The sequence below is a fragment of the Streptomyces neyagawaensis genome, assembly GCF_023516595.1.
Taxonomy (GTDB): domain Bacteria; phylum Actinomycetota; class Actinomycetes; order Streptomycetales; family Streptomycetaceae; genus Streptomyces; species Streptomyces neyagawaensis.
Window position 1 is genome coordinate 14,252 of the sequence record NZ_JAMGBG010000107.1, and the last position, 24,484, is coordinate 38,735.

Genomic DNA, 24,484 nt, shown 5'->3' on the forward strand with positions numbered 1-24,484 from the left:
AGCCGATCACTGTCGGGGTGCCCGTCCGGCGCCCCGCCCCACCAACACATGAGTAAGGGAAGGGCGAGAGTGACGATCTACCACCCTGGTGAGGTCGAGGTACAACGTCGGGCTGGCCTTGAGTCCGCCGCCTCCTCGGCCGGCCAGGCCATCAAAGACACGATCCCGCCCATTGCGGCCGAGTTCCTCGCCGCCCAGCCCATGGTGGTGATCGGCGGCGCCGACTGCCACGGTCAGGTCTGGTCGTCCTTGCTCACTGGACCCGCTGGGTTCATGCGCGCGGCAGACGAGCACACTCTCGCCATTGAGGCTCTGCCCGGACCACACGATCCGCTGACCGAACTGCTCTCAGACCAGGCCCATGTGGGAATGATCGCGATCGAGTCGGCCGCACGCCGCCGGATGCGGATGAACGGCACCGCGATCCCCGAGGGCGGCGGCCTGCGGGTCAACCTCGACCAAGTCTTCGCCAACTGCCCCAAGTACCTGCAGAAGCGCAAGCTCACGGTCCCCGCGACGGGGGCCGGACCCACAGGGGAGACCTCGGCGAGCAGGCAACCTGCCCTCACCGCAGCCCAGCAACTGCGGATCACCACGGCCGACACCTTCTTCGTGGCAACCGCCGACGAGCGCGGCAACGCCGACGCCTCGCACAGGGGCGGCAACCCCGGTTTCGTTGAGGTCCTCTCCCCCACCAAGCTGCGGTGGCCGGAATACGTCGGAAATGCCATGTTCATGACACTAGGCAACCTCCTGGTCAACCCCAGGGCCGGGCTGTTGATCCCGGACTGGGATTCCGGGTCCTTCCTCCACCTCACCGGCACTGCCTCGACCGACTGGAATCCGGAGCACGCGGCGCAGGTTCCCGGCGCGCAGCGCCTGGTGGAGTTCGACATCACCGAGGTCGTCGAGGTTTCTGGAGCCAGCCCGCTGCGCTGGAGTGCGCCTGAGTACTCCCGCTTCAACCCGGCGCTTTGAGCCCTCATTCACCCTGAACTCCGCCCCGAAAGGAAGGCTGCTGTGAAAATCGAGATCGACATGGACCTGTGCGACAGTCACGGACAGTGCGTCTTTGCCGCGCCCGAGGTGAGCGCAGCACGGCGAGGATCCCATTGAGTGTCTGCTCTCGCGGCCGGTGCCTCGCGGTGGCGACGTGGGCCGGAGTGGAGCCGTCGTCCCGCGGAGTACCGCGACACGGCTGCCGCTGGCCGTGATCCGGCTGCGACTGGGCGTGATCCGTTCCCAGCAGGATGGCATTCGCGCCCAGCCGGAGGTTCCCGCTGAGCCATGTGTAGAACGCTATCCAGTCGGAACTGAGCCGGGAGCCCCACTCGCTCCTGTGTATCTGGCGCACCGTGTCGAGGAGGGCCGCACCGAACGACCAGTGCCAGCCGTCGAAGAATCCCTGCTGCTGGATGCCCCCGCCGATCTGGCGCAGGGTCGCCTCGACGGCCTCCGGTGCGTCCTGGGTCAGCGCGGCCCCACAGCACCGACTGAGCCAGCCTGTTGCACAGCGATCGTCCCGCCCGCGGCGGCAACTCCCGCACCTGGGGCACGAGGACGACCATGCTCTCGTAGAAGCCGTCCATGAACCGGCCCTGGTTGCGGGAGAGCAACTGACAGGAGAACTGGACGCTTCGCAGGCTCTCGGCCGGAGGCCTGGCGCCCGTGTACGCCAGACGCTCCGTGCCGGTATCCGCTTGACCGAACACCATGGCGACTCTCCTCGGAGCATGGTGAGCGCACGTCGTCCGGGTCGAGCGGAGGCGGCGCGTACACATCGATTGCCTGTCCGGTGTCCGGCCGGCGCGGAGACCGCTGGCCGGCACCCTCACGGATTTCCTCAGCGGAGGCCTGGACCGCTTGGAACGGAGCACGTGACCGTGAGAAACCCGCCGGGGGCGATGAGGACGGTGACCACGCCCCGGCGGCGTGCCCTCCCGCGTCTCGTCGCGACACGATGGACGTCCGATGCCGGCGCGCCCGAGCGCCCGCACCGGGAACGTCCTCCACTGTCCGGCCCCGCGTCCGACGAGGCCGGTTGCCTTCCGTGAAGGACGAGGTGATCACGGTGCGCGGCGAGGGTGCCGGGCCGGCTCTCCCGACAGTCCGCTGAGCGCCCGCCCGGCGATCTCGTCGATCGGTCCGACGGCCTGAACGGTCAGCAGGATGTCCGCGTAGTGGTCGAGCAGAGGGGCGGTCTGGCGTTCGTAGACCCGCTGCCGATGGCGGATGACATCCTCGGTGTCATCCGGCCGGCCGCGGTTCAGCAGCCGCTTCACCACGATGTCCTCGGGAGCGGTGAACTCCACCACGGCGTCCAGTCGGGCTCCGGTGGAATCCAGTGTCGTGGCGAGTTCCCGCGCCTGTGTCAGGGTGCGTGGGAAGCCGTCGAGAAGGAAGCCGCGCCGGGTGTCGGGCTGTTCCAGCCGCTGGCGGACCATGCCGCCGGTAACGTGATCGGGTACGAGTTCGCCGGTGTCGAGATACCGCTTGGCTTCCTGCCCTAGTGGCGTCCGGCGGGTGACGTGCTCGCGGAACAGGTCCCCGGTGGAGATGTGCGGGATGCCGAGTCTCTCGCTGAGTATGGCTGCTTGGGTGCCCTTGCCCGCTCCGGGAGGGCCGATGAGGACGATTCGCATCAGCGTGCGCGTGCCTTCCAGTGGTCGTGCCTGGTCTTCGTTTCTGGTCTTCGCTGTTGTCGGCGTGCTCCGGTCGGGCGGCCCGTGACGGGCGGAGAGGTCCCTCGGCCGGGACCGGTACCGGCTCGGGTGCCCGGTGCGCGCGGCGGGCCGGGGAGGCCGCACAGCGCGTCCGCGCTGGCCGGCGGACTGGTCATGACGGTGTGGACGTGGGGCGTCGGTTCGGCCGCCGGCCACCCGGCGAGCGCGGGCAGTCCTGCCAGGGTGGTGTCCCGCGACCGCTCCCGGACCGCATCCGTGATCATGTCGCCTACCGGTCCGCCGTGCGGGGCCGTCGGGCGTCGGCCAGCTCGCCGCACGCAGGCCGGCGGGATCCCCGGGTCCCTGGGCCGAACCTCGCACAGGGCGAGGTGATCGAGGCGCCCGAAACGGTCGGCGACCGTGTCGACGGCCCGGTCGGGGTCGTCGGGGCCGCTCGCTCCGGTGAGGCGCGCGACCCGGCCGGGCGACAGGTCGCCGCCGCTCATGCCGGGCCCGCCTTGTCCTGCTGCCCGTCGCTGAGACCGGCGTTGATCAGGTCCATCACGGAGGCGTCGGCCAGCGTCGTGACGTCTCCGACCTCCCGGTGCTCGGCGACGTCGCGCAGCAGCCTGCGCATGATCTTCCCGGACCGGGTCTTGGGCAGTTCGGGGACCACCATGATCTGGCGGGGTTTGGCGATCGGGCCGATCTCCTGTGCGACATGCTCGCGCAGCGCTGCCGTGAGGTCCGGGTCGGCGCCGGCGCGCAGGATGACGAAGGCGACGATGGCCTGCCCGGTCGTCGCGTCCGACGCGCCCACCACGGCGGCCTCGGCCACCGCGGGGTGCGAGACGAGCGCCGACTCGACCTCCGCGGTGGAGATCCGGTGCCCGGAGACGTTCATGACGTCGTCCACGCGGCCCAGCAGCCAGATGTCGCCGTCCTCGTCGTAGCGCGCGCCGTCCCCGGCGAAGTAGTAGCCCTGGTCGGCGAAACGGGACCAGTACGTCGCCCGGTACCGCTCCTCGTCGCCCCAGATCCCGCGCAGCATGGACGGCCAGGGCTGGTCGAGGACCAGATAGCCGCTCTGGCCGTTGCCGACCTGACGGCCCTGGTCGTCCACCACCTTGGCGGACAGACCCGGCAGCGGCGCCTGGGCCGAGCCGGGCTTCGCGCCGGACCCGCCCGCAGGAAGCGGTGAGACCATGACGGCGCCGGTCTCGGTCTGCCACCAGGTGTCCACGATCGGCGCCCTGCCGGACCCGATGTGCGTGCGATACCAGCGCCACGCCTCGGGGTTGATGGGTTCGCCGACACTGCCGAGCACGCCGATCGAGGAGAGGTCGTAGCGGGCAGGGATCTGCTCGCCCCACTTCATGAAGGTGCGGATGAGGGTGGGCGCGGTGTAGTAGACCGTGACGCCGTACTTCTCGATGATCTCGAAGTGCCGCCCTTCGTGCGGGGTGTTGGGCGTGCCCTCGTACATGACCGAGGTCGCCCGGTTGGCGAGCGGCCCGTACACGATGTAGGAGTGCCCGGTGATCCAGCCGATGTCGGCGGTGCACCAGTAAACGTCGGTCTCGGTGTCGAGGTCGAAGACGGTGCGGTGGGTGTAGGCGGCCTGGGTCAGGTAGCCGCCGGAGGTGTGCAGGATGCCCTTCGGGCTGCCCGTCGTCCCGGAGGTGTAGAGGATGAACAGCGGGTGCTCGGCGTCGAAGGACTGGGGTGCGTGCTCGTCGGGCTGGGCGTCGACCAGGTCGTGCCACCACACGTCGCGGCCCTCGGTCCACGGCACGTCGGTGCCGGTGCGCCGGACCACCAGGACGTGCTCGATGCTCGGGGTGTCCCTGGTGGCCTCGTCGGTGTTCGCCTTCATGGGCTCGGCGCTGCCCCGGCGGTACTGGCCGTCCGCGGTGATCAGCAGCCGGGCCTGGGCGTCGTCGATGCGCGACTGCAGGGCGGATGGGGAGAACCCGCCGAACACGACGCTGTGCGGCAGACCGAGACGGGCGCAGGCCAGCATGGCGAAGACCGCCTCGGGGATCATCGGCAGCTGGATGGCGACCCGGTCGCCCGGCGCCAGACCGAGGCAGAGCAGGGCGTTCGCCGTGCGGCAGACCTCGCGCCTCAGCTCCGCGTAGGTGATCGTGCGGGTGTCGCCCGGCTCGCCCTCCCAGTGGAAGGCGACCTGGTCACCGTGCCCTGCCTCGACGTGCCGGTCGACGCAGTTGTACGCCACGTTCAGCTTCCCGCCGGTGAACCAGCGGGCGAAGGGCGCGTCCGTCCAGTCGAGCACCTGGTCCCAGCCGGTGTCCCAGTGGAGCTGCCCAGCCTCCTGCGCCCAGAAGGCGAGGAGGTCGTCCGCGGCCCGTTCCAGCGGTCCGGACACGGCGCCCCGTGGGGTGAGCGGCGGGTTCTCTGGAAGGGCGGGGTGGGCAGAGCGCGGAGACATACCAGATCCTCCAGTGAGTGCGGGTGCTGACGGCACAGGTGCCGGTCCGAGGGCGCGGCCGGCCGTCGCCAGGTGGACACGGTGGCCGGTGAGGGTTGGCGGGAGGTTGGCGGCGGGTCGGGGGCCGCGGCTACGGCCGCCCTCCGGCGGTCCAACGACTCACCAGGCGCAGGGCGAGGCGCGGCCGCAGCGGTGCGGTGGTCCCGCGCCGTGCGGCGCCCTGCCAGACGCCCCAGCCGTAGGCGAGGTCGTCCAGGCGCGGATCGCCACGTGCGGGAGGGGGCCGAGCGAGGTGCCGGAGCGGCGGTGGTCCACCAGCCCCTCGACGACGGCCGCGGTGATCAGCAGGTACCGCGCACGGCGGCTCACCATGGCGGCGGCCGTCGCGAGGGGCCAGTGGTGCCGGGTGGCGCAGCGCGGCGAGCGACAGCAGTGCCCCCGCGCGGGGCGGGTGGTCGGCGTCGGGCATACGCCGTGCCACGCGGACAGCGGTCACCGCCGTCAGGGCCGCCGCCACGGCCGCCGCCACGGCCGCCGCCACGGCCGCCGACCCCGGCCTGCCGCGCAGCAGCAGGGCGCAGGCGGCCAGCAACCAGGGGGCGGCATACAGCGGCGGCACCTGCCCGGGGTGGCGCAGCGTCAGGTCGGCGGCGCCGGTGCCGTACGCGGCTCGATGGGCGAGCCAACCGCGCAGGTCGGTGCGGTGCCGGTGGCCCACGCGCGCGGTGGGCACGTACCGCAGCCGCCGGCCTGCCTCGTGCAGCACGACCGGCCCTTCCCCGGCTCCCATGTCCAGCGGCGAGCGCTTCTCCTCGTACCGGTCCAGGAGCCCGGGTTCGGCGACGGGCAGCGCGACCACGCGGGGAGTGGCGAGCGCCACCGCGGGGTCGGTGAACTGCGCCAGCAGGGCGGCGAGCCACCTGGGTTCGGGCACCACGTCGGAGTCGCAGAACGCCACGTACGGGGTACGGGCGTGCCGCAGGCCGGTGTTGCGGGCCGCTGCCGGGCCGAGGTTGCGTGGGTGGGGCAGTATTTCGGCGCCGTGCGCGCGGGCCACCCGGGCCAGGCCCGCGGGGTCGGTGGAGCCGTCGTCCACGGCCAGGGCCGGCAGGGGGGAGGTGGGCAGGTCGGCGCGCAGGACTGCGAGCAGCCGGTCCAGCTGGTCGGCGCGGTCCTTGACGGGGATGACCACGGTGGTGTTGTTCACCGGCACCGGCGCGGGGCGCGGATTGGCGATCCCGGCGTCGAGCAGCCGTCGTGCGAGCGCGCCGCTCGCCGGAACTGTGACCGTGAGCCGGCCCCCGTCCAGGAGGCGTGCCGCAGGGGCGGGCAGCCGGAGCAGGCGAAGCGGTGATCCGCCGAGCAGCAGCCGCCCGTCCTCGGACCGGTGCGTGCCGGCGGCGAGTTCGACGGTGAGGCCGGCCGGCAGCGCGGTGTCCGCCGGAGAGGGCAGCGGAGTGCTCGTCGGGGGAGCCGGGGTGCGGTGTGCGGGTGCCGTCATGCCGTGAACCCTCCGTCCGCGTGCAGTACGGAGCCGGTGAGAGCGAAGGACTCGGGGGAACAGGCCCATGCCACCGCCGCGGCCACTTCCTCGGGTTCCAGTGGGCGCCCGGTGAGCTGCTGGGCGGCGAGTTGGTCGACGTCGGGCAGGTGGTACAGGTCCGCCGTGGCCCGCAGCATGTCGGTGCGGGTCGAGCCCGGCGAGACGGCGACGGCGTGCACGCCGGTGTCGAGGCCGCCGAACTCGGTCTCGGCCAGCTCCACCGCGCGCTGCAGCGCGGCGGCGTCGCGTACGTCGGCGCGGACCGTACTGATCAGGGGGAATTCCTGTGCCAGCAGGTCCAGTCGGCCGGGGTCGGCCCGCGGGTAGGGCACGTCGGGGTCGTCCGCGCAGCGGTCCACCGCCACCACCGCCCAGCCGTCCCGGGCCAGGCGCCGTACCGTGGCGGTCCCGATGCCCCGCGCGGCGCCGGTGACGACGGCCACCCGACGGCCGGTCATCGCCCGTCCCCGGCGGGGGTGGTGACCGGCTGCGCCTCGGGCCGGCTGAGCCAGCCCCGCGCGCCCACCCGCCATCCGCGGACGTCCTCGGCGAGGCGGTCCGCCATCCGTTCCAGGAGCCGCTCGCCGTCGCCCGCGCAGGCCCCGGCGGGGTCGCCGAGGACGCCGAACGGGCTCACCCCGCGCACCGATTCGGCGACCAGCCGGTCCATCAGCAGGTGAAGGGGTTCGGTCGGTCCGGCGACGGCCCGCTCGGCGCGGACGGCCGCGTGCCGCAGCATCATCGAGGTCTCGGCGCGCCCGGCGTGGGCGTCGGAGCCCGGCGGCAGGCAGGGCCACCAGGCGACGTCGCGGCCCTCGCCGCGCAGACCGGTGACCGCCTCGGCCAGGCTGGTGAGGTGGCCGCCGTGCCCGTTGACCACCAGCAGGCGGGACGCCCAGCGCAGCATCGAGCGGCCGGTCTCCGTGACCAGTAGGCGCAGCGCGTCGTGGCCGATGGACACCGTGCCGGGGAACCCCTCGTGCTCGCCGCTGGCCCCGTACGGCTCCTCCAACGGCGCGAACTCCGTGATCGCCTACGGCAAGGGCGGTGAGATCGCCTCGAACCGGCGCGACGAACAGGAGATGTTCGTGCTGTGCCTGCGGATTCTGCAATCGGCCCTGGTCTACGTGAACACCCTGATGCTCCAGGACATCCTCGGCGAACCCGAGGGGGCCGACCTCCTCACGTCCGCAGACTGGCGCGGCCTGACCCCGCTCTTCTGGTCCCACGTCCGCCCGTACGGAGAAGTGAACCTCGACATGGGCGCCCGCCTCAACCTCACCGCGGTCACCGTGCCGGGTCCCGGCACTGCGGGCGATGGGAAGTCGGCCGAGGAACGTACGGAGGCGTGAGCGATGCCACCCCCGCGCGCTGGTCTCCAGACCGCCGCGTCGTACCCGGCCGCCATGGCGAGCTGGGCAATACGGTCGCCGAGCGGGCGCCCGCCATCTCCAAGCCCGCGTTCTCCATGCCCGCAGCGTAGACCGGGCCGCCCGGCCCAGGGTGGTACTGGCTCTCCCAGGGAAAGGCAGGGCCTAGTTGGCCGTCCCGGCCGGGCGCAGAGTGGTCCGCATCCGCCCTACCGCACCGGCCCGCCGGGCGGTAGGGCGGGACCGGCCCGCGCAGCAGACCCAGGAGTATCCCATGAGCTATCCCGCCCTCGCCGCCCGTACCGCCGTCGTCACTGGAGCGGCCAGCGGCATGGGCGCGGCCACCGCCCGCCTGCTCGCAGCGGGTGGCGCCCGCGTCGCCCTGTTCGCCCGGCGCACCGATCGGCTGGACGCGCTGGCTGCCGAACTCACCGCCGCCGGAGGCCAGGCTCTCGCCGTCACCGCCGACGTCACCGACCAGGCCTCCGTCGACGCCGCCGCCAAGGCCGTCCACCATGCCTACGGCCGGGTCGACCTGGTGGTCAACAACGCCGGCGTGATGCTACCCAACCCCCTCGCCGAGGGCCGGCTTGACGAGTGGACCCGCATGATCGACACCAACCTCACTGGCGCTCTGCGCGTCATCCGCGCGTTCACCCCCGACCTCACCGCAGCCGCCGCCGACGGCCGCACCGCCGACCTTGTCAACGTCTCCTCCATCGCCTCCCACGTTCTCTTCCCCGACTACGCCGTGTACGGGGCCACCAAGGCCGCCCTCACCCAGCTGTCCGCGGCACTGCGCACCGAGCTGGGCCCGCGCGACGTCCGGGTCAGCACCATCGAGCCGGGCCTGACCGACACCGAACTCGGTGAGCACATCGACAACCCGGAACTGCGCGAGCAGCTCGGCGGTATGTTCACCGCGATCCCAGCCCTCGTCGCCGAGGACATCGCCGACCTCATCGCGTACACCGTCAGCCGTCGCCAGCACGTCAACCTGCGCCAGTCGATCGTCCTGCCGACCCGTCAGGCTTGACATTTCCCGGTCACCCACCGGGGCCGCCATGGGGGCACGCCCCGCTCGGCCATCGTCACCGAGCCACAGGACAGCGGCGCCGTCGACGGCGGCCTGGTGACCGCCATCCCTGCCTCCTGGCGCGCAGAAGATTCGTTCCAAGGTCACCAAGGCCCTGACGCCTTCGATTTGCCCGCCCCACGGCGGGGCAGCGGAGCCGCCCTGGGGCGCTGACCAGTGGGTGTGCTGCCTAGCCCCAGCAGGGCCAGGCAGCACACCACCGCGATCAGCCACAATCGTCGTATGAGCACCGCGACCAGCCTGAGTGACTTCCTCCGGACCCGCCGCGCCCGTCTGCACCCGCAGGATGTGGCCCTGCCGGATTTCGGCGGCACGCGCCGGGTCGCCGGCCTGCGCCGTGAGGAGATCGCCCAGCTCGCCGGGGTCAGCGTCGACTACTACACCCGGATGGAACAGGGCCGCGTGTCCAACCCCTCGGACACCGTGCTCGACGCCCTCGCCCGCGCACTGCGGCTGAACGACGACGAGAGCCAGCACCTGCACCAGCTGGCCCGACCGCGGCACACCGCCCGTCCGGCGCGCAGGCACCAGGTCAGCCGACAGCGCGTGCGGCCGATGCTCCAGCGGCTGCTGGACGAGCTGAAGGCCGTGCCGGCAATGGTGATGGGCCGGCGCATGGACATCCTGGCCTGGAACCCGGCAGCGGTCGCTCTCTTCGGCGATTACGCCGCCATGGACCCGGCCGAGCGGAACATCGCCCGGATCACCTTCCTCGACCCGGCGTCCCGAGAGCTGTACGCAGACTGGTCCTCGTGCGCCCGCGAGAACGTGGCCTACCTCCACCTGGAGGCTGGACGGAACCACTCCAGCGACCCGCGATTGGCACACTTGATCGGGGAGCTGTCGTTGAAGAGCGAGGACTTCCGCCGATGGTGGGCAGAACACCCGGTCCAGGACAAGACCTCGGGCATCAAGAGATTCCACCACCCGCTGGTCGGCGACCTGGAACTGACCTACGAGACCCTGCGCGTCGCCGACGACCCCGACCAGGCACTGATCACGTATGCAGCCCAGCCGGACACCTCATCCCACGACGCCCTCCACATGCTGCTTGCGTGGACCGCCCCCACAGCCACCGGTGCTCATCAATCGGCCGATTCCTGAACAAGATCAACAAGTCGTGGTCTGAGGCCGAAACAGCGCCGGTCCCCGCGCGAAAATGCTCACCCCACCCGCGACCGGGAACGCCAAGACGGCCGCTTCTGCCTCGACCAACGAGCCCCCAGCCGTGCTGGGCACGGAATAAGCCAGCAGGATCGTCACCAGCCGCAAACGGGTAGATGGTTTGTGGGAGACGCCGAGGAGCTTGGCGATCGAGGTGACGGTGTTCTCCGGGCGGGCGAGTAGGTCGCTGGCGTGAATCGGAGGCCATCCTCGCTGCCGCAGTGTCGCGGCCCTCGCGGAGTTCATCCGCGAATTCATCGTGCAGGGCACCAATGGGGGACTGGACGCCGCCCGCGCCCGCGGCGCCTGACTCGGCCGCCCGCTGGCGATGACCGAGGAGCAGCAGCGCCGCTGGGTGGTCGAGAGGTCGCTTTCGTGGATCATGCGGGCCCGGCCACTGCCGGGAACATGAGAGGTTGCCGCAGGTCAGCGAGACGCTCATCACCTGGGCGGCCATCACCCTGATGACCCGACGGCTCACCCGAAAGCCGACGCGCCGGCCAGCGCGGGCATCGACCGCCGCGACCGTGATGGCGGCGGCTGCCTGACCACCATCCATCTCATCACCGTCACACCGACGGTGCCCAGGATCGCCCGGGGCGCATCCGCCTGGCTGCGACCGTGGTGACGCAGCCCGGGCTGTCACGAGGGGAACCGCTCGGGTCGGAAGTCCGCGAGCAGCTCGTCTCTCTTCCCACTGAGGATCTCCCAAGCCAGCAGTCGGCCGATCACCGGCCCCAGCGTGATCCCACTGTGGGAAACGGCCTCGTAGTAGCCCGGCACGGACGGCACCGCTCCCACCGAGGGCCATCCATCGGCAGGGATGGGCCGGTCGACGATTCGCGTCTCTGCGATGCGGGAGTTGCCGAGCTCGGGGACGACGTGGCGCGCCAATTCGTGGAGCAGCCGTCGGAGTTGGCCTGGATCTTCGCCTGTGTCGATGAGCGCGTCGATCTCACGGCTGTGGAGGACGACCGAGGTGTCTCCGGCAGGACGGATCTCGATGTGAGGCGCGTGCATGGCCCGGTGAACGGGGACCTGAGCACAGTCGAGCCGGGTGACGACACCCGGTTCCCGGCGCATCGGCAAGCGCCGTGCGACGAGCCCTGCGACGTGGGATGCGCTGGGCCCAGCCGCGTTCACGACGATGTCGACGTCGAGACGGCTTCCATCGGACAGAACAACTGACCGGATGCTTCCACCGGTATCGGTGCCGATGTCGCATACCGCGTTGCCGGACCAAAGCTCGGCACCGGATGCGACGGCCTGGCCGACCATGCGGCCGACAAGATGGCGTCCGTGCACCCAGGCTTCGTCGGGGTAGAACAGGACCGGTACATCGTCGGGGATCGTGAGAGCCGGTTCGAAGCGGCTGCGGACCTCGGCCCCCGTGTACATCTCGACCCGGTAGTCCCAGCCGGCCAGCAGTTCGGCTGTTTCCAGGAACTTCGCCTCCGCTGTGGGATCGTCTGCCCAGCGCAGGTGGCCGCTGGGATACCACCACGAGTCCGGCCCGATGGTCCTGGCAAGTTCACGGTGAGCTGCCATGCCCGCGACGTTCAGGTCGAAGTAGGACTTGCGCGCGGTCTTGTTGCTCGCGTTGACCCACGAGAAAGACCAGTTGGTGACGCCTTCGCCCGGCTGGCCTGCGTCGATGAAGACCACCTCGGCGCCGTTCCGGGACAGGTTCCAGCCCACGCTCGCCCCGATGACGCCCACTCCGATGACAGCAACACGTTCAGGCCGCTTCACGGACCTGCTCCTCACGAACGGCCCCTTCTCCCGTTTCCAGCCAGGGCACCAGCAGTCCCCTCGCGGCCGTGGGCGATCAGTTTCTCTCGCTTCATCCGCAGGAGGTTGACCAGCGACCTCGGCGTGCTCAGGACCTGCGTCAGTTCGTCTTCACCGAACAGCAGGATCGCCACACGGTCCCGGCGTAGCCGCAGGTCCTCCATAGCTGAGTTGGTGAAGCCGTTCACGCTGATGCTGATGCCGATGACGGCAGACGAGGCGGCCCGCTCCATCCGCGACCGGACCGCGTCGAAGACGTCGATGTCGGCTGGCCCGTTGTGCCACTTGGCCTCGATCAGGTACCAGGTGTCCCCGTAGCGGGCCACCAAGTCCGTCTGCCGCGGTTTCGCGACGGACGCGTTGCGGTCGACCCGGAAGCGTGCCCGCCTGAACAGCTGCTCCAGCAGCACCTCCAACTGGAGTGCAGTTCAGCAGGCCTGAGCCAGTCCCGCCAGGGTGATCCAGGAAATCCGCACGGTGTTCGTTACCGCATAGGACGCGCCGACGACCGGTCGCCAAGCCACGGCCTGATGAGCCTTGTCGAATTGGACGTGGGGGGCGAGCTTGCCGCAGGCCTAATTCGCGGTTCACGGGCAGATGGTCCTGGGTACCGGTGTCGTGGTCGGCGGCCTTCTGAGCCAGGGCCACGGCAGCCTGGTGGTCTCCCGCTGCGTCCTGCTTTTCGGCCAGGTCGACCAGGGCCTGGCAGTTGCCGTGCTGAGCGGCCTGCCAGGCCAGTTCCTCGGCGGCCTTCCGGCGCCCCGCCGCCTCCCGGATCACGGCCAGGCGGGCCAGGGCGTAGGCGTTGCCGGCGGCCTGCTGGGTCAGGGCATCGGCACCTGCCCGGTTCCCGGCCTTCTCCCGCATCACAGTGCCTCGACGTCCCGCACGTCGGCATCCCGGGGGTTGGTCGCCATACAGGCGTCCTTCAGCGTGGTGCGGGCCAGCACTGGCACGTCGGACTCCTCGGCACCGAGGCCGGCCAGGCCCTTGGGGACACCGATGTCGTCCGCCAGCGCACGCACCAGGTCCGCGAGCCGCGCGGCCACCTCGCGGGGCGGTACGCCCTCGGTGGCGATGCCCGCCGCCGCCCCGAGCGCGACGAACCGCTGCGGCCGCGTCTCGGCTTTGAACCGGATGGCGTGCGGCAGCAGCACGCCGTTGACCACGCCGTGCGGGGCGTCGAGCAGGCCGCCGACCTGGTGGCTCATCGCGTGCGTCGCCCCGAGGATCGCGTTCGTGAAGGCCATTCCCGCCTCCAGCGCGGCCTGTGCCATGGCCAGCCGGGCGGCAAAATCCTTCGGCCGCAGCTGGGTGCGGACCAGATTCCGGGTGATCAGTTTCACCGCGTGGAGTGCGTGGATGTCCGTCAGCGGGTTGTGCGCCCGGGACACGAAGGCCTCGATGGCCTGGGCTAGGGCGTCCAGGCCGGTCGCCGCGTTGAGCCAGCCCGGCATGGTGGTCAGCAGACGCGGGTCGATAACCGAGATCTCCGGCACCAGAGTGCGGCTCACGATAGTGATCTTGATGTGTTCGGCGGTGTCCGTGATGACGGTGAACTGCGACACGTCCGCCCCGGTACCCGAGGTGGAGGGCACCATCACGGTGGGCGGAATCGGCCGGCCAACCCGGTCCACGCCCTCGTAGCCGAGCATGCGCCCGCCGTTGCTGGACAGGATCGCCACGCCCTTGGCCGCGTTGATGACGGAGCCGCCGCCGACCCCCACGATCACGTCGCAGCCGCTGGCCGCGTACCGCTGAAAGCCGGCCTCGACCTCGTGGTCCTTGGGATTGGGTGTCACGTCGTGCCAGACGACGGGCCGCAGGCCGACCCTGCGCAGATGGCCCACCGCCTCGGCCACCCAGCCCGCCTCGATCAGCCCCAGGTCGGTGACGAGGAACGGCCGACGGCCGCCGAGCCTGAGCGCGCAGTGACCGAGCTCGGTCAGCGAGCCGGGCCCGAAGAGGACCTCGGGCACATGGAACTTGGCCGTCCTGGCGGACTGCCGGAGAGCCTCGGTGCCCGTCCCCTGCGGCCCCAGGAGTTCGCCGTGGCGCTCGTCACGGCTCGGCACTCGGGTCAATACCGCTGGTCACCATGGCACCGGAGGGGAGCGACATGTGACCTCCACAAGGGCGTGCAGTCCGCAATCTGTGCGAAACCTTGATTTCACTGCTTCATTCGCCGATAACACTGTTGTCAAACGCAGACCAAGCTAGGGGCGTGCAACCGGACGCGGCACCTGCCCGTCCGGACAGGGGAACCTGCCTGACCGGGCAGGTGTGCTCTGTACGGTTGAGGCGAATAATTGCGATTTGCCCCCTTTTTTCGCGACAGGGAAGCACATGTCACAGCGCAGTGACCTTCGGCAGCGCAGGGCCGTACTCGAGGGTGAGTGGTCCCGGACGGTGCCGCTGGTGAAATCCGCGGGCTCGGCGCCCAGCGGCCACGAGGCACTGCGCCATGAGGTGGCCGACTCCTGGGTGCGCTCCCTGGTCAGCGTGGACCCGGCCCGGGACAGCGCGCCGGTCGCCGACGACGGCACGGTCCGGCACCGCTGGACCGACTCGCTGCTGCGCCGGCCGGTCGACGCCCTCTCCGACGAACTGCGCAGCGTTGCCGACGACGCCGGCTTCATCGCCGCGGTCACCGACGAGTCGGGAACGATCATGTGGACGTGTGCCGGACAGGACATGCGCCGGCGAGCCGAGCGGGTCAACTTCGCCCCGGGGGGCCGCTGGAACGAGCAGGCCATGGGCACCAACGCCCTGTCCCTGGCGCTGCGCACCGGCCGCCCCAGCACCGTGTTCTCGGCCGAACACCTGGTGGCCGCGCTGCACGGCTGGGTCTGTTACGGCGCGCCGATCCACGCACCCGACGGGCGCGTCCTCGGTGTCCTGGACCTGTCGACCACTTGGGACCGCTCGCACCCTCTGGCCATGTCCACGGTGCGCGGTCTGGCGTCCGCCATCGAGGCCGTGCTCCGCGCCGAACTGCCGACCTGGCCCCGGGACGACGTGCCCCAGGTGCGGCTGACCTGCATGGGCGAGGAGAAAGCCATACGCGAGGGCGCGCTGCTCGCTCTGCGCCCCCGGCAACTGGAGATCCTCACCCTCCTCGCACTGGAACCGGACGGCTTCTCCTCGGAGCGGCTGCGCGACGCCCTGTACGGCGACCGGCCCGTGACGGCCTCCACGTTGAAGGCGGAGATCTCCCACCTGCGCCGGGCCCTCGGCGGCGGCATCGCCGCCCGCCGCTACGTACTCACCGCACCCGTCTCCTGCGACGCCGTCGACGTGCTGCGCGCGCTGGAGCGCGGTGACACGGACACCGCCCTGCGCCTGTACCGCGGTCCGCTGCTCCCTCGCTCCGAGGCTCCTGGCATCGAGGAGTGGCGCACCCGGCTGGAGGTGGCCGTACGGGAGGCGGTCCTGGCGAGCGCCCGCCCGGAGCACGCCCTGCGCTACGGCGAGCGGGCGCCGTACGACGCGGAGGTGCACGAGCACGTACTGCGCCTGATCGGTCCGGGCGACGCCCGCCGGGCGATCGCGGCCGGCCGGCTCACCACAGCCCTGCGCTGACCCGGCGGCACCGGCGTGCCGGCGTCACCAACCTTGCGCCAACCTCGCGGGACCACAGTGATGCACACCACGACGGCGAGGGCCGTCGTAGCACAGCACTCACCATCGCCCACCGAGGAGAGCCGCCATGGTGTACGCGCAGCCGGGAACGGACGGCAGCATCGTCAACTTCGCCCCGCGATATGACAACTTCATCGGCGGCGACTGGGTCGCCCCCGTGGAGGGTCGCTACTTCGAGAACCCGTCGCCGGTGAACGGAAAGGTCTTCTGCGAGGTCGCCCGCTCCTCCGCCGCCGACGTCGAGCTGGCCCTGGACGCCGCTCACGCCGCGGCCGACCGCTGGGGCCGCACCTCCACCACGGAGCGGGCCAACCTCCTGAACCGGATCGCGGACCGGATCGAGGAGAACCTCGAGAAGATCGCCGTGGCCGAGACCTGGGAGAATGGCAAGCCCGTCCGGGAGACCCTGAACGTCGACATCCCCCTCGCCGTCGACCACTTCCGGTACTTCGCGGGCGTGGTGCGCAGCCAGGAGGGCACGATCGGCGAGATCGACGAGGACACCATCGCCTACCACTTCCACGAGCCGCTGGGCGTGGTCGGCCAGATCATCCCGTGGAACTTCCCCATCCTGATGGCCGCGTGGAAGCTCGCCCCGGCCCTGGCGGCGGGCAACTGCGTGGTCATCAAGCCCGCCGAGCAGACCCCGGTCAGCCTGCTGTACGTGATCGACCTGATCGCCGACCTGCTCCCGCCCGGCGTGCTCAACGTCGTCAACGGCTTCGGCGTCGAGGCAGGCAAGCCCCTCGCCTCCAGCCCGCGCATCGCCAAGATCGCCTTCACCGGCGAGACCACGACCGGCCGGCTGATCATGCAGTACGCCAGCGAGAACATCATCCCGGTCACCCTGGAGCTGGGAGGCAAGAGCCCGAACATCTTCCTGGCCGACGTCATGGACGCCGACGACGCCTACCTGGACAAGGCCATCGAGGGCTTCGTGATGTTCGCGGTCAACCAGGGCGAGGTGTGCACCAGCCCGTCCCGGGCCCTGATCGCCTCCTCGATCTACGACGAGTTCATGGCCCGCGCCCTGGAGCGCACCAAGGCCATCAAGAGCGGCAGCCCGCTCGACCCGCAGACCATGATCGGCGCCCAGGCGAGCAACGACCAGTTCGAGAAGATCCTGTCCTACATCGACATCGGCAAGCAGGAGGGCGCCGAGCTGCTCACCGGCGGCAGCGCCCGCACGGTCCCCGGCCAGGAAGGCGGCTACTACATCGAGCCGACCGTCTTCAAGGGCACCAACAACATGCGGATCTTCCAGGAGGAGATCTTCGGCCCGGTCGTCTCGGTCACCACCTTCGACTCCCCCGAAGAGGCCCTGAAGATCGCCAATGACACCCTCTACGGCCTCGGCGCCGGCGTGTGGTCCCGCAACGGCAACCACGCCTACCGGCTCGGCCGGGAGATCAAGGCCGGACGTGTGTGGACCAACTGCTACCACGCCTACCCGGCCCACGCCGCCTTCGGCGGCTACAAGGGGTCCGGCTTCGGCCGCGAGAACCACAAGATGATGCTCGACCACTACCAGCAGACCAAGAACCTGCTGGTCAGCTACTCGGAGCAGAAGGTCGGCCTCTTCTGATGGGAACCCGGGTGCGGCGAGTCGAACTCACCGACATGGCTGACGAGTTGGTTCGACAGCTGACGGCTCGTCACGGCCCGCTGATGTTCCACCAGTCCGGCGGCTGCTGCGACGGCAGCACTCCGATGTGCTACCCGCGCGGCGAGTTCCGCGTCGGCGCCACGGACGTCCTGCTCGGCCGCGTCACAGGAGACACACCGTTCTGGATGAGCGCCGACCAGTACGCGTACTGGCGCCACACCCACCTCACCGTCGACGTGGTCCCGGGCAGGGGCAGCGGCTTCTCCCTCGAGGCCCCCGAGGGCGTGCGGTTCCTGCTCCGCTCCCGATTGCTCAACGACGAGGAGTGGGAGCGCGCGGAGGCGGAACCGCCCCTGCCGACCGGGGCGGAGACGACGGGATGACCTGACCCGTCGACGCCCCAGCCCGTCCTCGCCACCGCATCCACGCAGGCGGTGGCGAGGATGGGGCCGGACAGCGTGTGTCCGGCCGCCCTTCCGTCACGGGGTGCCCCGGTACCCCGTGACGTCACGACATACGAGAGGGCCGTCGAGCACCGCGTTCCACTACAAGCCAGCCACGGGGACCGACAATGAGCACCAGAGCTCTTCCCGACACCAACCGGGCTGGACCAGGGCCCCGCCGTAGGCGACCGGCACCCCGGTGTCCCAGGGCACGTGCCGCCGCCCCAGCACGGACGGGTGGAGACCGGCTGCGAACACGGGCAGGTCCAGCTCCGCGACGGCCGCGCTGTCCCGCACCGCGCCGTCGATGACGACCCCGGCCGCACCCCGCTTGGCGGCGGGCAGGGCGAGAATGTCGCCGAGCGTGCCCGCCGTCGGATCATGGCGGGCATCCATGACCAGGACGTGTCCTGGGCGCAGCGCCTCAATGGCGCGCTTCTGGGCGTTCATGCCGGTGCCGTACTTCTTGAAGAGATCCTCGAACGCGTCGGGCTTGGTGGCGGCAGCTGTGCGTTTCCCTTCACCCTCCTGACCTGCTTTGCTGGTGTCATGACCGGCCAGTACACCGTCGAGCTGGGGGCCGGGGCGGACGCTGCCGCCGACCGGATCGGCGGGAAGGGTGTCGGCCTGCTGGCGCTCGCCCGCACCGGAAGTTCCGTGCCACCCGGATTCGTGGTGACCGTGGATGGCTTCGAGGCCCTACTCGCTGCTCCAGACCTGCGTCGGGGCATCGCCGAGGTCCTCGGAAAGCTTGATCCGTTCGACCCGGCCGGCATGGAGAACAGCAGCAGCGAAATCCGCCGCCTCGTGTGCGGCAGCCCCATGCCGTTTCCGGTCGCCGAGGCCGTTGCCGACGCGTACGGCACCCTGTGCGCCGGAGCCGGGCACGACGTACCGGTGGCAGTCCGTTCCAGCGCCACCGCGGAGGACCTGCCGGACGCCAGTTTCGCGGGGCAGCACGACACCCTTCTGTGGGTCATAGGCACCAGAGCCGTCCTGGACGCCGTCCAGCGCTGCTGGTCCAGCCTTTGGACCGCCCGCGCCCTCGGCTATCGCGCCGCCCAGGGGGTACCCGAGGCAGGAGCAGCCATGGCGGTGATCGTCCAGCAGATGGTCGACGCACGCACCGCGGGCGTCGCCATGACGGTGAACCCGTCCGACGGGGACCCCTCGAAGATCGTCATCGAGGCGTGCTGGGGGCTCGGAGAACCCCTGCTTTCCGGCGAGATGAACCCCGACCACTACGTCGTGGACAAGGTGCTGCTCAGCCCCGTACGGACCAGGGTGGCAGCAAAACCCCGCGAGCTGGTCGCCGCTCCCGACAAGCGCAGCCTGCTGCGCCGACCGATCGACGGCGACCGCCTCTACGCACCGTGCCTGAACCCCGATGAGGTGGTCAAGATCGCCCGGCTGGCCAAGGAAGCCGAGCGGCAATACGGACGGCCACTGGAGATCGAGTGGGCCGTCGCCCGCGACTCAGCGGCGTCCGAGAGCCTCCAGGTACTTCAGTGCCGCGCCGAGACGGTGTGGAGCAAACGGTCCCAGCGCTCCCCCGTCGTGCCACCGGAGTCGGGTGCCGCCGGCATCGCCAACACCCTGCTCGGCCTCTGATCCGGCACCAAGAAACGGACCGAGCCATGCCACCGACAGTTCGAACCGCCTTCCCCAGCCCCCACGAACTGCCCGAGCCACCCGGCGCGGAAGGATGGCAGCGTCTGTACCCCTACCACCTGCTGTTCCAGCGGGACCGACGGGAGGAGGACGAGTCCGCGTTCTGGTTCTGCGACAGCCAGCACTGGCCCAGTGTGATCAAGCCCTTCGAGGCCACGGCGGTGGAATTCAGCGTCAAGGGCATGGGCCAGTTCAACACCAGATACTTCGTGACGCCGACCGCCTACGGAATGGACCGCCGTATCCACCAGGGCTACTGCTATCTGAGCCCGGTCGCGGTGCCCGCCCACGAGGTGCAGGCACGCGTTCCCGAGTTCCTCCAACGGGCCGGTCACTACTTCGAACACTGGCAGGAATTGCTGGCCAACTGGAAACACAAGGTCGTCGGCACAATCCGGGAGCTGGAGGCGATCCGGTTCACGCCCCTGCCCGACGTCCAGCCCTTCGAGGAGGTCGAGGCAGGCCTCGGACTGGACCCCAGTGACACCCTGCTCGCCGGGTACGACCGGCTGATTGCGCTGTGCCACCGCAACTGGCAGTACCACTTCGAGTTCCTGAACCTCGGCTACGCCGCATACCTGGACTTCTTCACGGCCTGCAAACGATGGTTCCCCGACATGCCCGACCTTGGGATCGCCAAGATGGTCCAGGGCGTCGACCTGGAACTGTTCCGGCCGGAAGAGGAGCTGAGGAAGCTGGCCGAACTCGCCGTCGAACTCGGCGTCGACGACGTCCTCATAGGGCCCGAACCCGGACCGCGCACGCTTGAGGAACTGGGCGCCAGCCCCGACGGTCGGGTATGGACTGAGGCGTGGCGAGCAGCCCGAGATCCCTGGTTCAACTTCACTTCTGGAACTGGCTTCTACTCCAGCGACGTCTACTGGCGGGACGACCCGTCGGTGCCGCTCCACTACATCCGTGACTACGTCCAGCGGCTGAGGAAGGGCGAGCCGATCGACCGGAACCTGGCGGGGCTGGTCGCCGAGCGGGAGCGCATTTCCGCCGAGTACGCCGCCCTGCTTGAACCGAGCGAATACGACGTGTTCGAGGCGAAGCTGCGCCTCGCGCGCCAGGCGTATCCGTACGTCGAGAACCACAACTTCTACATCGAGCACTGGACCATGGGTGTCTTCTGGCGCCAAGCGCGTGAACTGTCCCGGCTGCTCTGGGCGGACGGCTTCTGGCCCGCCGAGGACGACATGTTTTACCTCACCCGCGACGAGGTCCGCGAAGCCCTCTTCGACCATGTGAACGGATGGGCCACAGGCAGACGTCCCGCAGGCCGCACGCACTGGCCCCTGGAGGTGGAAAGACGGCGGAGGATCATGGACGCCCTCGCCCGCAGACCACCCGAACCCGCGCTCGGCAACCTCCCGGAGTCCGTCACCGAGCCGCTCAGCGTCATGCTCTGGGGGATCACCCCTGAGCGGATCCGCTCCTGGCTGGACGGATACGCCGACGGCGACCTCGTCGGCGTGCCGGCCTCGCCGGGGCTCGCGGTCGGCACGGCACGGATCGTACGCGGCCCTGAAGACTTGCCCTTCGTGCGGGAGGGGGAGGTCATCGTCGCGCCGGTCACGGCGCCAAGCTGGGGCCCTGTGTTCGCCAAGGCACGCGCCGTGGTCACCGACATTGGCGGGGTCATGTCCCACGCCGCCATCGTCTGCCGCGAATACTCGCTTCCCGCGGTCACCGGCACGGGTACTGCGTCCACCCTGATCACCACGGGACAACGGCTGCGAGTGGACGGTGGCGCGGGCACTGTCACCGTCCTCGACCCTCGCACGCGGCAGACCAGCGAAGTCGGGAGGAGTCCGTCATGATCCCCGCCTCGGCGGCCGACCGGCCGCACTCTGTCCTCGACATCCTTGCGACGGATGGGGCACCGGGCCCGGCACAGATGTCTGGCCCGCTGGCGGACATCTGGGTCCGAGCCCTTCCGTACCTCGACGTTCGCGGCAACGACGAGCACTCCCTGTACGCGTTCGGCCTGGCCTCCGCCCTGGTCGACGAGGTGCCCGGAGCCCGGCAGGACATCGTGTTCCCGGCGATCCTGCTGCACGACACCGGCTGGAAGACGATCGACTTGGAGCGGATCCTGGCCGCCGTCGCTGAACCGTCCCGGAACCGCGAGACCGTCCGCAGACACGAGACGGAAGGTGCTGCCATAGCAGCAGGCATCCTCGCCAGCGTCGGCTACCCCGCTGAACAGAGAGCCGCGATCGTCTCCATCATCGATGGCCACGACACCCGGGACCACTCGATGAGCCCGGACGATGCGGTGGTCAAGGACGCCGACAAACTCTGGCGGATCAGCCCGCACGGCCTGCGGACCATCGGCTCATGGTTCGGGCTCGATCCGCAACAGACCCTGCGCCTCGTCTCGGCACGCCTGCAAGACCACCTATTCACTCACGAGGCCCGCACCATGGCCAGCGCGCTGGGCGCTGTGGCGGCGGTCGAGCTCAGCCCGGCGTGGCGCGCCCTCGACACACAGTAGGACGCCTTCGCGGCTTGCCTGTGTATGACCTCGGCGCCAGGCTTGATGACATGGTGACGTGCGGTCCCTCTCCGGCACACGGTCCTGACGAGCATCAGGCACACCGACCACTGTCAGGGCCGGTGCTCATCGACGCTCATGGAAAGATCACCGGCTGGAGCCCGGGCGCCGAGCACCTCCTGGGCCACAGCACCGCCGACGCCGTCGGCCAGTCGGTGAAGCAATTGCTCGACCTGTCGCTGGCCACCAGCGATGAGCACGGCGGCCAAGCCGAAAGCCATTTGGCACTTACCGTCCGTCATCGGGATGGCCGAGTCATCACCCTTCCCGTCTCCCGCTACCCGTTGGCTGGCGGTCAGACCGTATCCGGCTGGGTTCTGCTGATGGGGCCACCTCCGGACGCCACCGGGCGCCGGGAGCGCGAGGCGCTGTCGAACTGGGTACTCGACCGGTCACCCACGGCTCTGACCGTTTACGACGCCGATCTGCACTGTGTGTGCGAGAGCGCCGAGATGCGGCGGCTCGTCGACGTACCGGGCGCAGGCCGCGGTGGGCTGGACCTGACTGAGATCGTCAGGGGTCGCGACAGGATCGAGTGGGAGCAGCGGATGCGTTTGGCGCTCGAGACTGGCGAGGAGCAGGCTGCCTTCGACGTCTGCGTCGAGCCGACCACGGTCACCCGTTCCCACATGTACCGGGTGTCAGCCACCCCGCTGCAGGACGGCCAGGGCCAGACCATCGGTGTGTGCGTGTCGATGACCGACGTGAGCGAGGAACGTATAGCTCGGGAGCGGCTCGCCCTGGTGAACGAGGCCAGCACCCACATCGGTAGCACACTGGATCTGACCCGGACCGGTCAGGAGCTGACCGAAGTGGTTGTACCCCGGCTGTCCGACTTCGCCAGGGTCGACCTGCTGGAGGTCTTGATCAGGGGCGAAGAACCCGCTCCCGGGCCGCTTCCGGGAGCCGTCCGGCTGCGCCGGATCGCCGAGAGGGTGCTCTTGGGCGGCGTCCTGGAGTCGTTGACCACCGCGAGTGACACCGATGTCTTCACGGCCAACTCGCCCACGGCATTGTGCCTGGCCAGGGGTGCGTCCGCGATATACCGGACAGAGGATCCGGTCATCCGTTCATGGATGTCGGAAGACGCCGACCGGCGGGCCAGGATCGTCGGACGCGGGGTTCACTCCTGGATCCTCACCCCGCTCAAGGCCAGGGGCACCACGCTGGGCGTTGTCATGCTCGCCCGTCACCGGGAGACACCGGAACCTTTCGGACGGGAGGACCTGGAACTAGTCGAGGAACTGGTCTCCCGCGCAGCGCTGTCCCTGGACAACGCCCGACGCTTCACCCGGGAACGTACAGCCGCGCTCGCCCTGCAGCGCAGTCTCCTGCCACAACGGCTGCCCCGGCCCTCGGCGATGGAGGTCGCCTCGCGATACCTGCCCGCGAGTCCCCTCACCGGAGTGGGCGGTGACTGGTTCGACGTGATCGAGCTCTCCGGAGCCCGCGTGGGCCTGGTGGTGGGGGACGTGGTCGGTCACGGCATCCACGCGGCGGCGGCCATGGGGCGGCTGCGTACGGCCGTACGCACGCTCGCCGATGTCGATCCCAGCCCGGATGAACTGCTCACCCGCCTGGACGACCTGATCCTCCGGTTCGCCGAGGAAGCAGAAGTGGCGGGGGCCGAAGGGCCAGCTGGCGAAGCTATGGACCGAGAAGCTGCGGACATCGGGGCGACCTGCCTGTACGCGGTGTACGACCCCGTGTCCGGACGTTGTTCCATGGCTCGGGCCGGACATCCGCCCCCCGTCTTCGTCGCTCCGGACGGCACGGGGTCGTTCCTGGAGCTGCCCGCGGGGCCACCACTCGGGCTGGGTGGCCTGCCCTTCGAATCTGCGGAAGTGACGCTGCCTGAGGGCAGCCTGCTCGCCCTCTACACCGATGGCTTGGTGGAGTCCCCGCAGCAGGATATGGACGTCGGCCTGGAAACGCTGCGTGGAGTACTGACCTCGCCAGGCAACGCTCTGGAGACGCTGTGCGACCAGGCTGTCAGCGCGCTGGTCTCCGGCCGGCGCGTAGACGACGCTGCGCTCCTGCTGGTCCGGCCCCACATGCTCGACGCAGAGAGGGTCGCGGTGTGGGACGTCGCCCCAGATCCTGCCGAGGTGGCGCGGATCAGGGCTGAGAGCGTCCGCAAGCTCACGGAATGGAGCCGAGAAGAAGCGGCCTTCGTGACCGAACTGGTGGTGAGTGAACTGGTCACCAACGCCATCCGCTACGGCAGTCCACCCATCCAACTGCGGTTGATCGACGACCGTCGGCTGATCTGCGAGGTTTCCGACGGAAACAGCACCGCACCCCATATGCGGCGAGCGCGAGTCTTCGACGAGAACGGCAGGGGCCTGCTGCTGATCGCGCAGCTCACCGATCGCTGGGGCACCCGGCAGACCACCACAGGCAAGACGATCTGGTGCGAGCAGTTCCCGCCGCGTACGGACGAGCGGCCCTCGGCAGAGGATGCATGAACTGCCCGCAAGTGC

At 70.0% G+C, this 24,484-nt stretch carries 21 protein-coding genes; 12 read left to right on the top strand and 9 right to left on the bottom strand.

Annotated features, from left to right (window positions below):
- Positions 1-69 precede the first annotated feature (69 nt).
- The gene (locus tag M8J73_RS33625) at positions 70-978 is read left to right on the top strand and encodes a pyridoxamine 5'-phosphate oxidase family protein (protein WP_107423949.1); all 909 of its coding nucleotides are present in this window, start codon (positions 70-72) and stop codon (positions 976-978) included.
- Positions 979-2,066: 1,088 nt separating this feature from the next.
- On the opposite strand, the gene M8J73_RS33630 is transcribed toward M8J73_RS33625, so the two are convergent.
- The 5 genes from M8J73_RS33630 to mftE form a co-directional block, all read right to left on the bottom strand.
- Positions 2,067-2,642 carry an adenylate kinase gene (locus M8J73_RS33630; protein WP_107423950.1) on the bottom strand — a complete coding sequence of 192 codons (576 nt, stop codon included), beginning with the start codon at positions 2,640-2,642 and terminating at the stop codon, positions 2,067-2,069.
- Positions 2,643-3,165: 523 nt separating this feature from the next.
- Positions 3,166-5,115: an acetate--CoA ligase gene (gene acs, locus M8J73_RS33635; protein WP_055538279.1), complete on the bottom strand. Its 1,950-nt coding sequence runs from the start codon at positions 5,113-5,115 to the stop codon at positions 3,166-3,168.
- Positions 5,116-5,245: 130 nt separating this feature from the next.
- Complete coding sequence (locus M8J73_RS33640) at positions 5,246-6,616, bottom strand: glycosyltransferase (protein ID WP_249829455.1); 1,371 nt, start codon at positions 6,614-6,616, stop codon at positions 5,246-5,248.
- Positions 6,613-7,116, bottom strand: a complete 504-nt coding sequence (locus M8J73_RS33645) for an SDR family oxidoreductase (RefSeq protein WP_055542732.1) — start codon at positions 7,114-7,116, stop codon at positions 6,613-6,615. Before M8J73_RS33645 ends, M8J73_RS33640 begins: the two co-directional genes overlap by 4 nt.
- Entirely contained in the window at positions 7,113-7,619 is a 507-nt protein-coding gene (gene mftE, locus M8J73_RS33650; RefSeq protein ID WP_240501742.1) for a mycofactocin biosynthesis peptidyl-dipeptidase MftE, read from the bottom strand. The genes M8J73_RS33645 and mftE overlap by 4 nt, the downstream gene beginning before the upstream one ends.
- On the opposite strand from mftE, the gene M8J73_RS33655 reads away from it, so the two are divergent.
- From M8J73_RS33655 to M8J73_RS33665, 4 genes are all read left to right on the top strand, one after another.
- Positions 7,612-8,010, top strand: a complete 399-nt coding sequence (locus M8J73_RS33655; RefSeq protein WP_079055250.1) for a Tn3 family transposase — start codon at positions 7,612-7,614, stop codon at positions 8,008-8,010. The two genes, mftE and M8J73_RS33655, sit on opposite strands and share 8 nt — an antisense overlap.
- On the top strand, positions 8,007-8,141 hold the full coding sequence (locus M8J73_RS45000; RefSeq protein ID WP_274757714.1) for a hypothetical protein: 135 nt from the start codon (positions 8,007-8,009) through the stop codon (positions 8,139-8,141). The genes M8J73_RS33655 and M8J73_RS45000 overlap by 4 nt, the downstream gene beginning before the upstream one ends.
- A gap of 161 nt (positions 8,142-8,302) precedes the next feature.
- On the top strand, positions 8,303-9,064 hold the full coding sequence (locus tag M8J73_RS33660; protein WP_055542731.1) for an SDR family oxidoreductase: 762 nt from the start codon (positions 8,303-8,305) through the stop codon (positions 9,062-9,064).
- A 282-nt stretch (positions 9,065-9,346) separates the two neighbouring features.
- Positions 9,347-10,228 carry a helix-turn-helix transcriptional regulator gene (locus M8J73_RS33665; protein ID WP_055542730.1) on the top strand — a complete coding sequence of 294 codons (882 nt, stop codon included), beginning with the start codon at positions 9,347-9,349 and terminating at the stop codon, positions 10,226-10,228.
- 702 nt (positions 10,229-10,930) lie between these two features.
- Here M8J73_RS33665 and M8J73_RS33675 read toward each other — a convergent pair.
- The 3 genes from M8J73_RS33675 to M8J73_RS33685 form a co-directional block, all read right to left on the bottom strand.
- Entirely contained in the window at positions 10,931-12,040 is a 1,110-nt protein-coding gene (locus M8J73_RS33675) for an NAD(P)/FAD-dependent oxidoreductase (protein ID WP_240501741.1), read from the bottom strand.
- A gap of 11 nt (positions 12,041-12,051) precedes the next feature.
- Entirely contained in the window at positions 12,052-12,489 is a 438-nt protein-coding gene (locus tag M8J73_RS33680; protein ID WP_240501743.1) for a restriction endonuclease, read from the bottom strand.
- A gap of 456 nt (positions 12,490-12,945) precedes the next feature.
- Positions 12,946-14,154, bottom strand: a complete 1,209-nt coding sequence (locus M8J73_RS33685) for an iron-containing alcohol dehydrogenase (protein ID WP_079055248.1) — start codon at positions 14,152-14,154, stop codon at positions 12,946-12,948.
- Positions 14,155-14,425: 271 nt separating this feature from the next.
- On the opposite strand from M8J73_RS33685, the gene M8J73_RS33690 reads away from it, so the two are divergent.
- The 3 genes from M8J73_RS33690 (at position 14,426) to M8J73_RS33700 (ending at position 17,710) form a co-directional block, all read left to right on the top strand.
- Positions 14,426-15,661, top strand: a complete 1,236-nt coding sequence (locus M8J73_RS33690; RefSeq protein ID WP_055542726.1) for a GAF domain-containing protein — start codon at positions 14,426-14,428, stop codon at positions 15,659-15,661.
- A gap of 127 nt (positions 15,662-15,788) precedes the next feature.
- Positions 15,789-17,306: an acetaldehyde dehydrogenase ExaC gene (gene exaC / locus M8J73_RS33695; protein WP_055542725.1), complete on the top strand. Its 1,518-nt coding sequence runs from the start codon at positions 15,789-15,791 to the stop codon at positions 17,304-17,306.
- Positions 17,306-17,710, top strand: a complete 405-nt coding sequence (locus tag M8J73_RS33700; RefSeq protein ID WP_055542724.1) for a DUF779 domain-containing protein — start codon at positions 17,306-17,308, stop codon at positions 17,708-17,710. The genes exaC and M8J73_RS33700 overlap by 1 nt, the downstream gene beginning before the upstream one ends.
- Positions 17,711-17,872: 162 nt before the next feature.
- Here M8J73_RS33700 and M8J73_RS33705 read toward each other — a convergent pair whose 3' ends face one another.
- Complete coding sequence (locus M8J73_RS33705) at positions 17,873-18,220, bottom strand: RraA family protein (RefSeq protein WP_249829456.1); 348 nt, start codon at positions 18,218-18,220, stop codon at positions 17,873-17,875.
- A gap of 99 nt (positions 18,221-18,319) precedes the next feature.
- Here M8J73_RS33705 and M8J73_RS33710 point away from each other — a divergent pair, with 99 nt between their 5' ends.
- From M8J73_RS33710 to M8J73_RS33725, 4 genes are all read left to right on the top strand, one after another.
- Positions 18,320-19,381: a PEP/pyruvate-binding domain-containing protein gene (locus M8J73_RS33710; protein ID WP_249829457.1), complete on the top strand. Its 1,062-nt coding sequence runs from the start codon at positions 18,320-18,322 to the stop codon at positions 19,379-19,381.
- A 26-nt stretch (positions 19,382-19,407) separates the two neighbouring features.
- Complete coding sequence (locus M8J73_RS33715; RefSeq protein ID WP_055540702.1) at positions 19,408-21,264, top strand: PEP-utilizing enzyme; 1,857 nt, start codon at positions 19,408-19,410, stop codon at positions 21,262-21,264.
- Positions 21,261-21,941 (top strand): HD domain-containing protein, encoded by a 681-nt coding sequence (locus M8J73_RS33720; protein WP_055540701.1) that lies wholly within the window; start codon positions 21,261-21,263, stop codon positions 21,939-21,941. The genes M8J73_RS33715 and M8J73_RS33720 overlap by 4 nt, the downstream gene beginning before the upstream one ends.
- Before the next feature lie 122 nt (positions 21,942-22,063).
- A complete protein-coding gene (locus M8J73_RS33725) occupies positions 22,064-24,469 on the top strand; it encodes a SpoIIE family protein phosphatase (RefSeq protein ID WP_240501550.1) in 2,406 nt (801 codons plus the stop codon).
- Positions 24,470-24,484: the final 15 nt, after the last annotated feature.

What these genes read in the sequence shown, in the direction of transcription:
- M8J73_RS33630 (WP_107423950.1), bottom strand. Translation starts at nt 2,642, where the DNA reads ATGCGAATCGTCCTCATCGGCCCTCCCGGAGCGGGCAAGGGCACCCAA.
- acs (WP_055538279.1), bottom strand. Translation starts at nt 5,115, where the DNA reads ATGTCTCCGCGCTCTGCCCACCCCGCCCTTCCAGAGAACCCGCCGCTC.
- M8J73_RS33640 (WP_249829455.1), bottom strand. Translation starts at nt 6,616, where the DNA reads ATGACGGCACCCGCACACCGCACCCCGGCTCCCCCGACGAGCACTCCG.
- M8J73_RS33645 (WP_055542732.1), bottom strand. Translation starts at nt 7,116, where the DNA reads ATGACCGGCCGTCGGGTGGCCGTCGTCACCGGCGCCGCGCGGGGCATC.
- M8J73_RS33655 (WP_079055250.1), top strand. Translation starts at nt 7,612, where the DNA reads ATGGACACCGTGCCGGGGAACCCCTCGTGCTCGCCGCTGGCCCCGTAC.
- M8J73_RS33660 (WP_055542731.1), top strand. Translation starts at nt 8,303, where the DNA reads ATGAGCTATCCCGCCCTCGCCGCCCGTACCGCCGTCGTCACTGGAGCG.
- M8J73_RS33665 (WP_055542730.1), top strand. Translation starts at nt 9,347, where the DNA reads ATGAGCACCGCGACCAGCCTGAGTGACTTCCTCCGGACCCGCCGCGCC.
- M8J73_RS33690 (WP_055542726.1), top strand. Translation starts at nt 14,426, where the DNA reads ATGTCACAGCGCAGTGACCTTCGGCAGCGCAGGGCCGTACTCGAGGGT.
- exaC (WP_055542725.1), top strand. Translation starts at nt 15,789, where the DNA reads ATGGTGTACGCGCAGCCGGGAACGGACGGCAGCATCGTCAACTTCGCC.
- M8J73_RS33700 (WP_055542724.1), top strand. Translation starts at nt 17,306, where the DNA reads ATGGGAACCCGGGTGCGGCGAGTCGAACTCACCGACATGGCTGACGAG.
- M8J73_RS33705 (WP_249829456.1), bottom strand. Translation starts at nt 18,220, where the DNA reads ATGAACGCCCAGAAGCGCGCCATTGAGGCGCTGCGCCCAGGACACGTC.
- M8J73_RS33710 (WP_249829457.1), top strand. Translation starts at nt 18,320, where the DNA reads ATGACCGGCCAGTACACCGTCGAGCTGGGGGCCGGGGCGGACGCTGCC.
- M8J73_RS33715 (WP_055540702.1), top strand. Translation starts at nt 19,408, where the DNA reads ATGCCACCGACAGTTCGAACCGCCTTCCCCAGCCCCCACGAACTGCCC.
- M8J73_RS33720 (WP_055540701.1), top strand. Translation starts at nt 21,261, where the DNA reads ATGATCCCCGCCTCGGCGGCCGACCGGCCGCACTCTGTCCTCGACATC.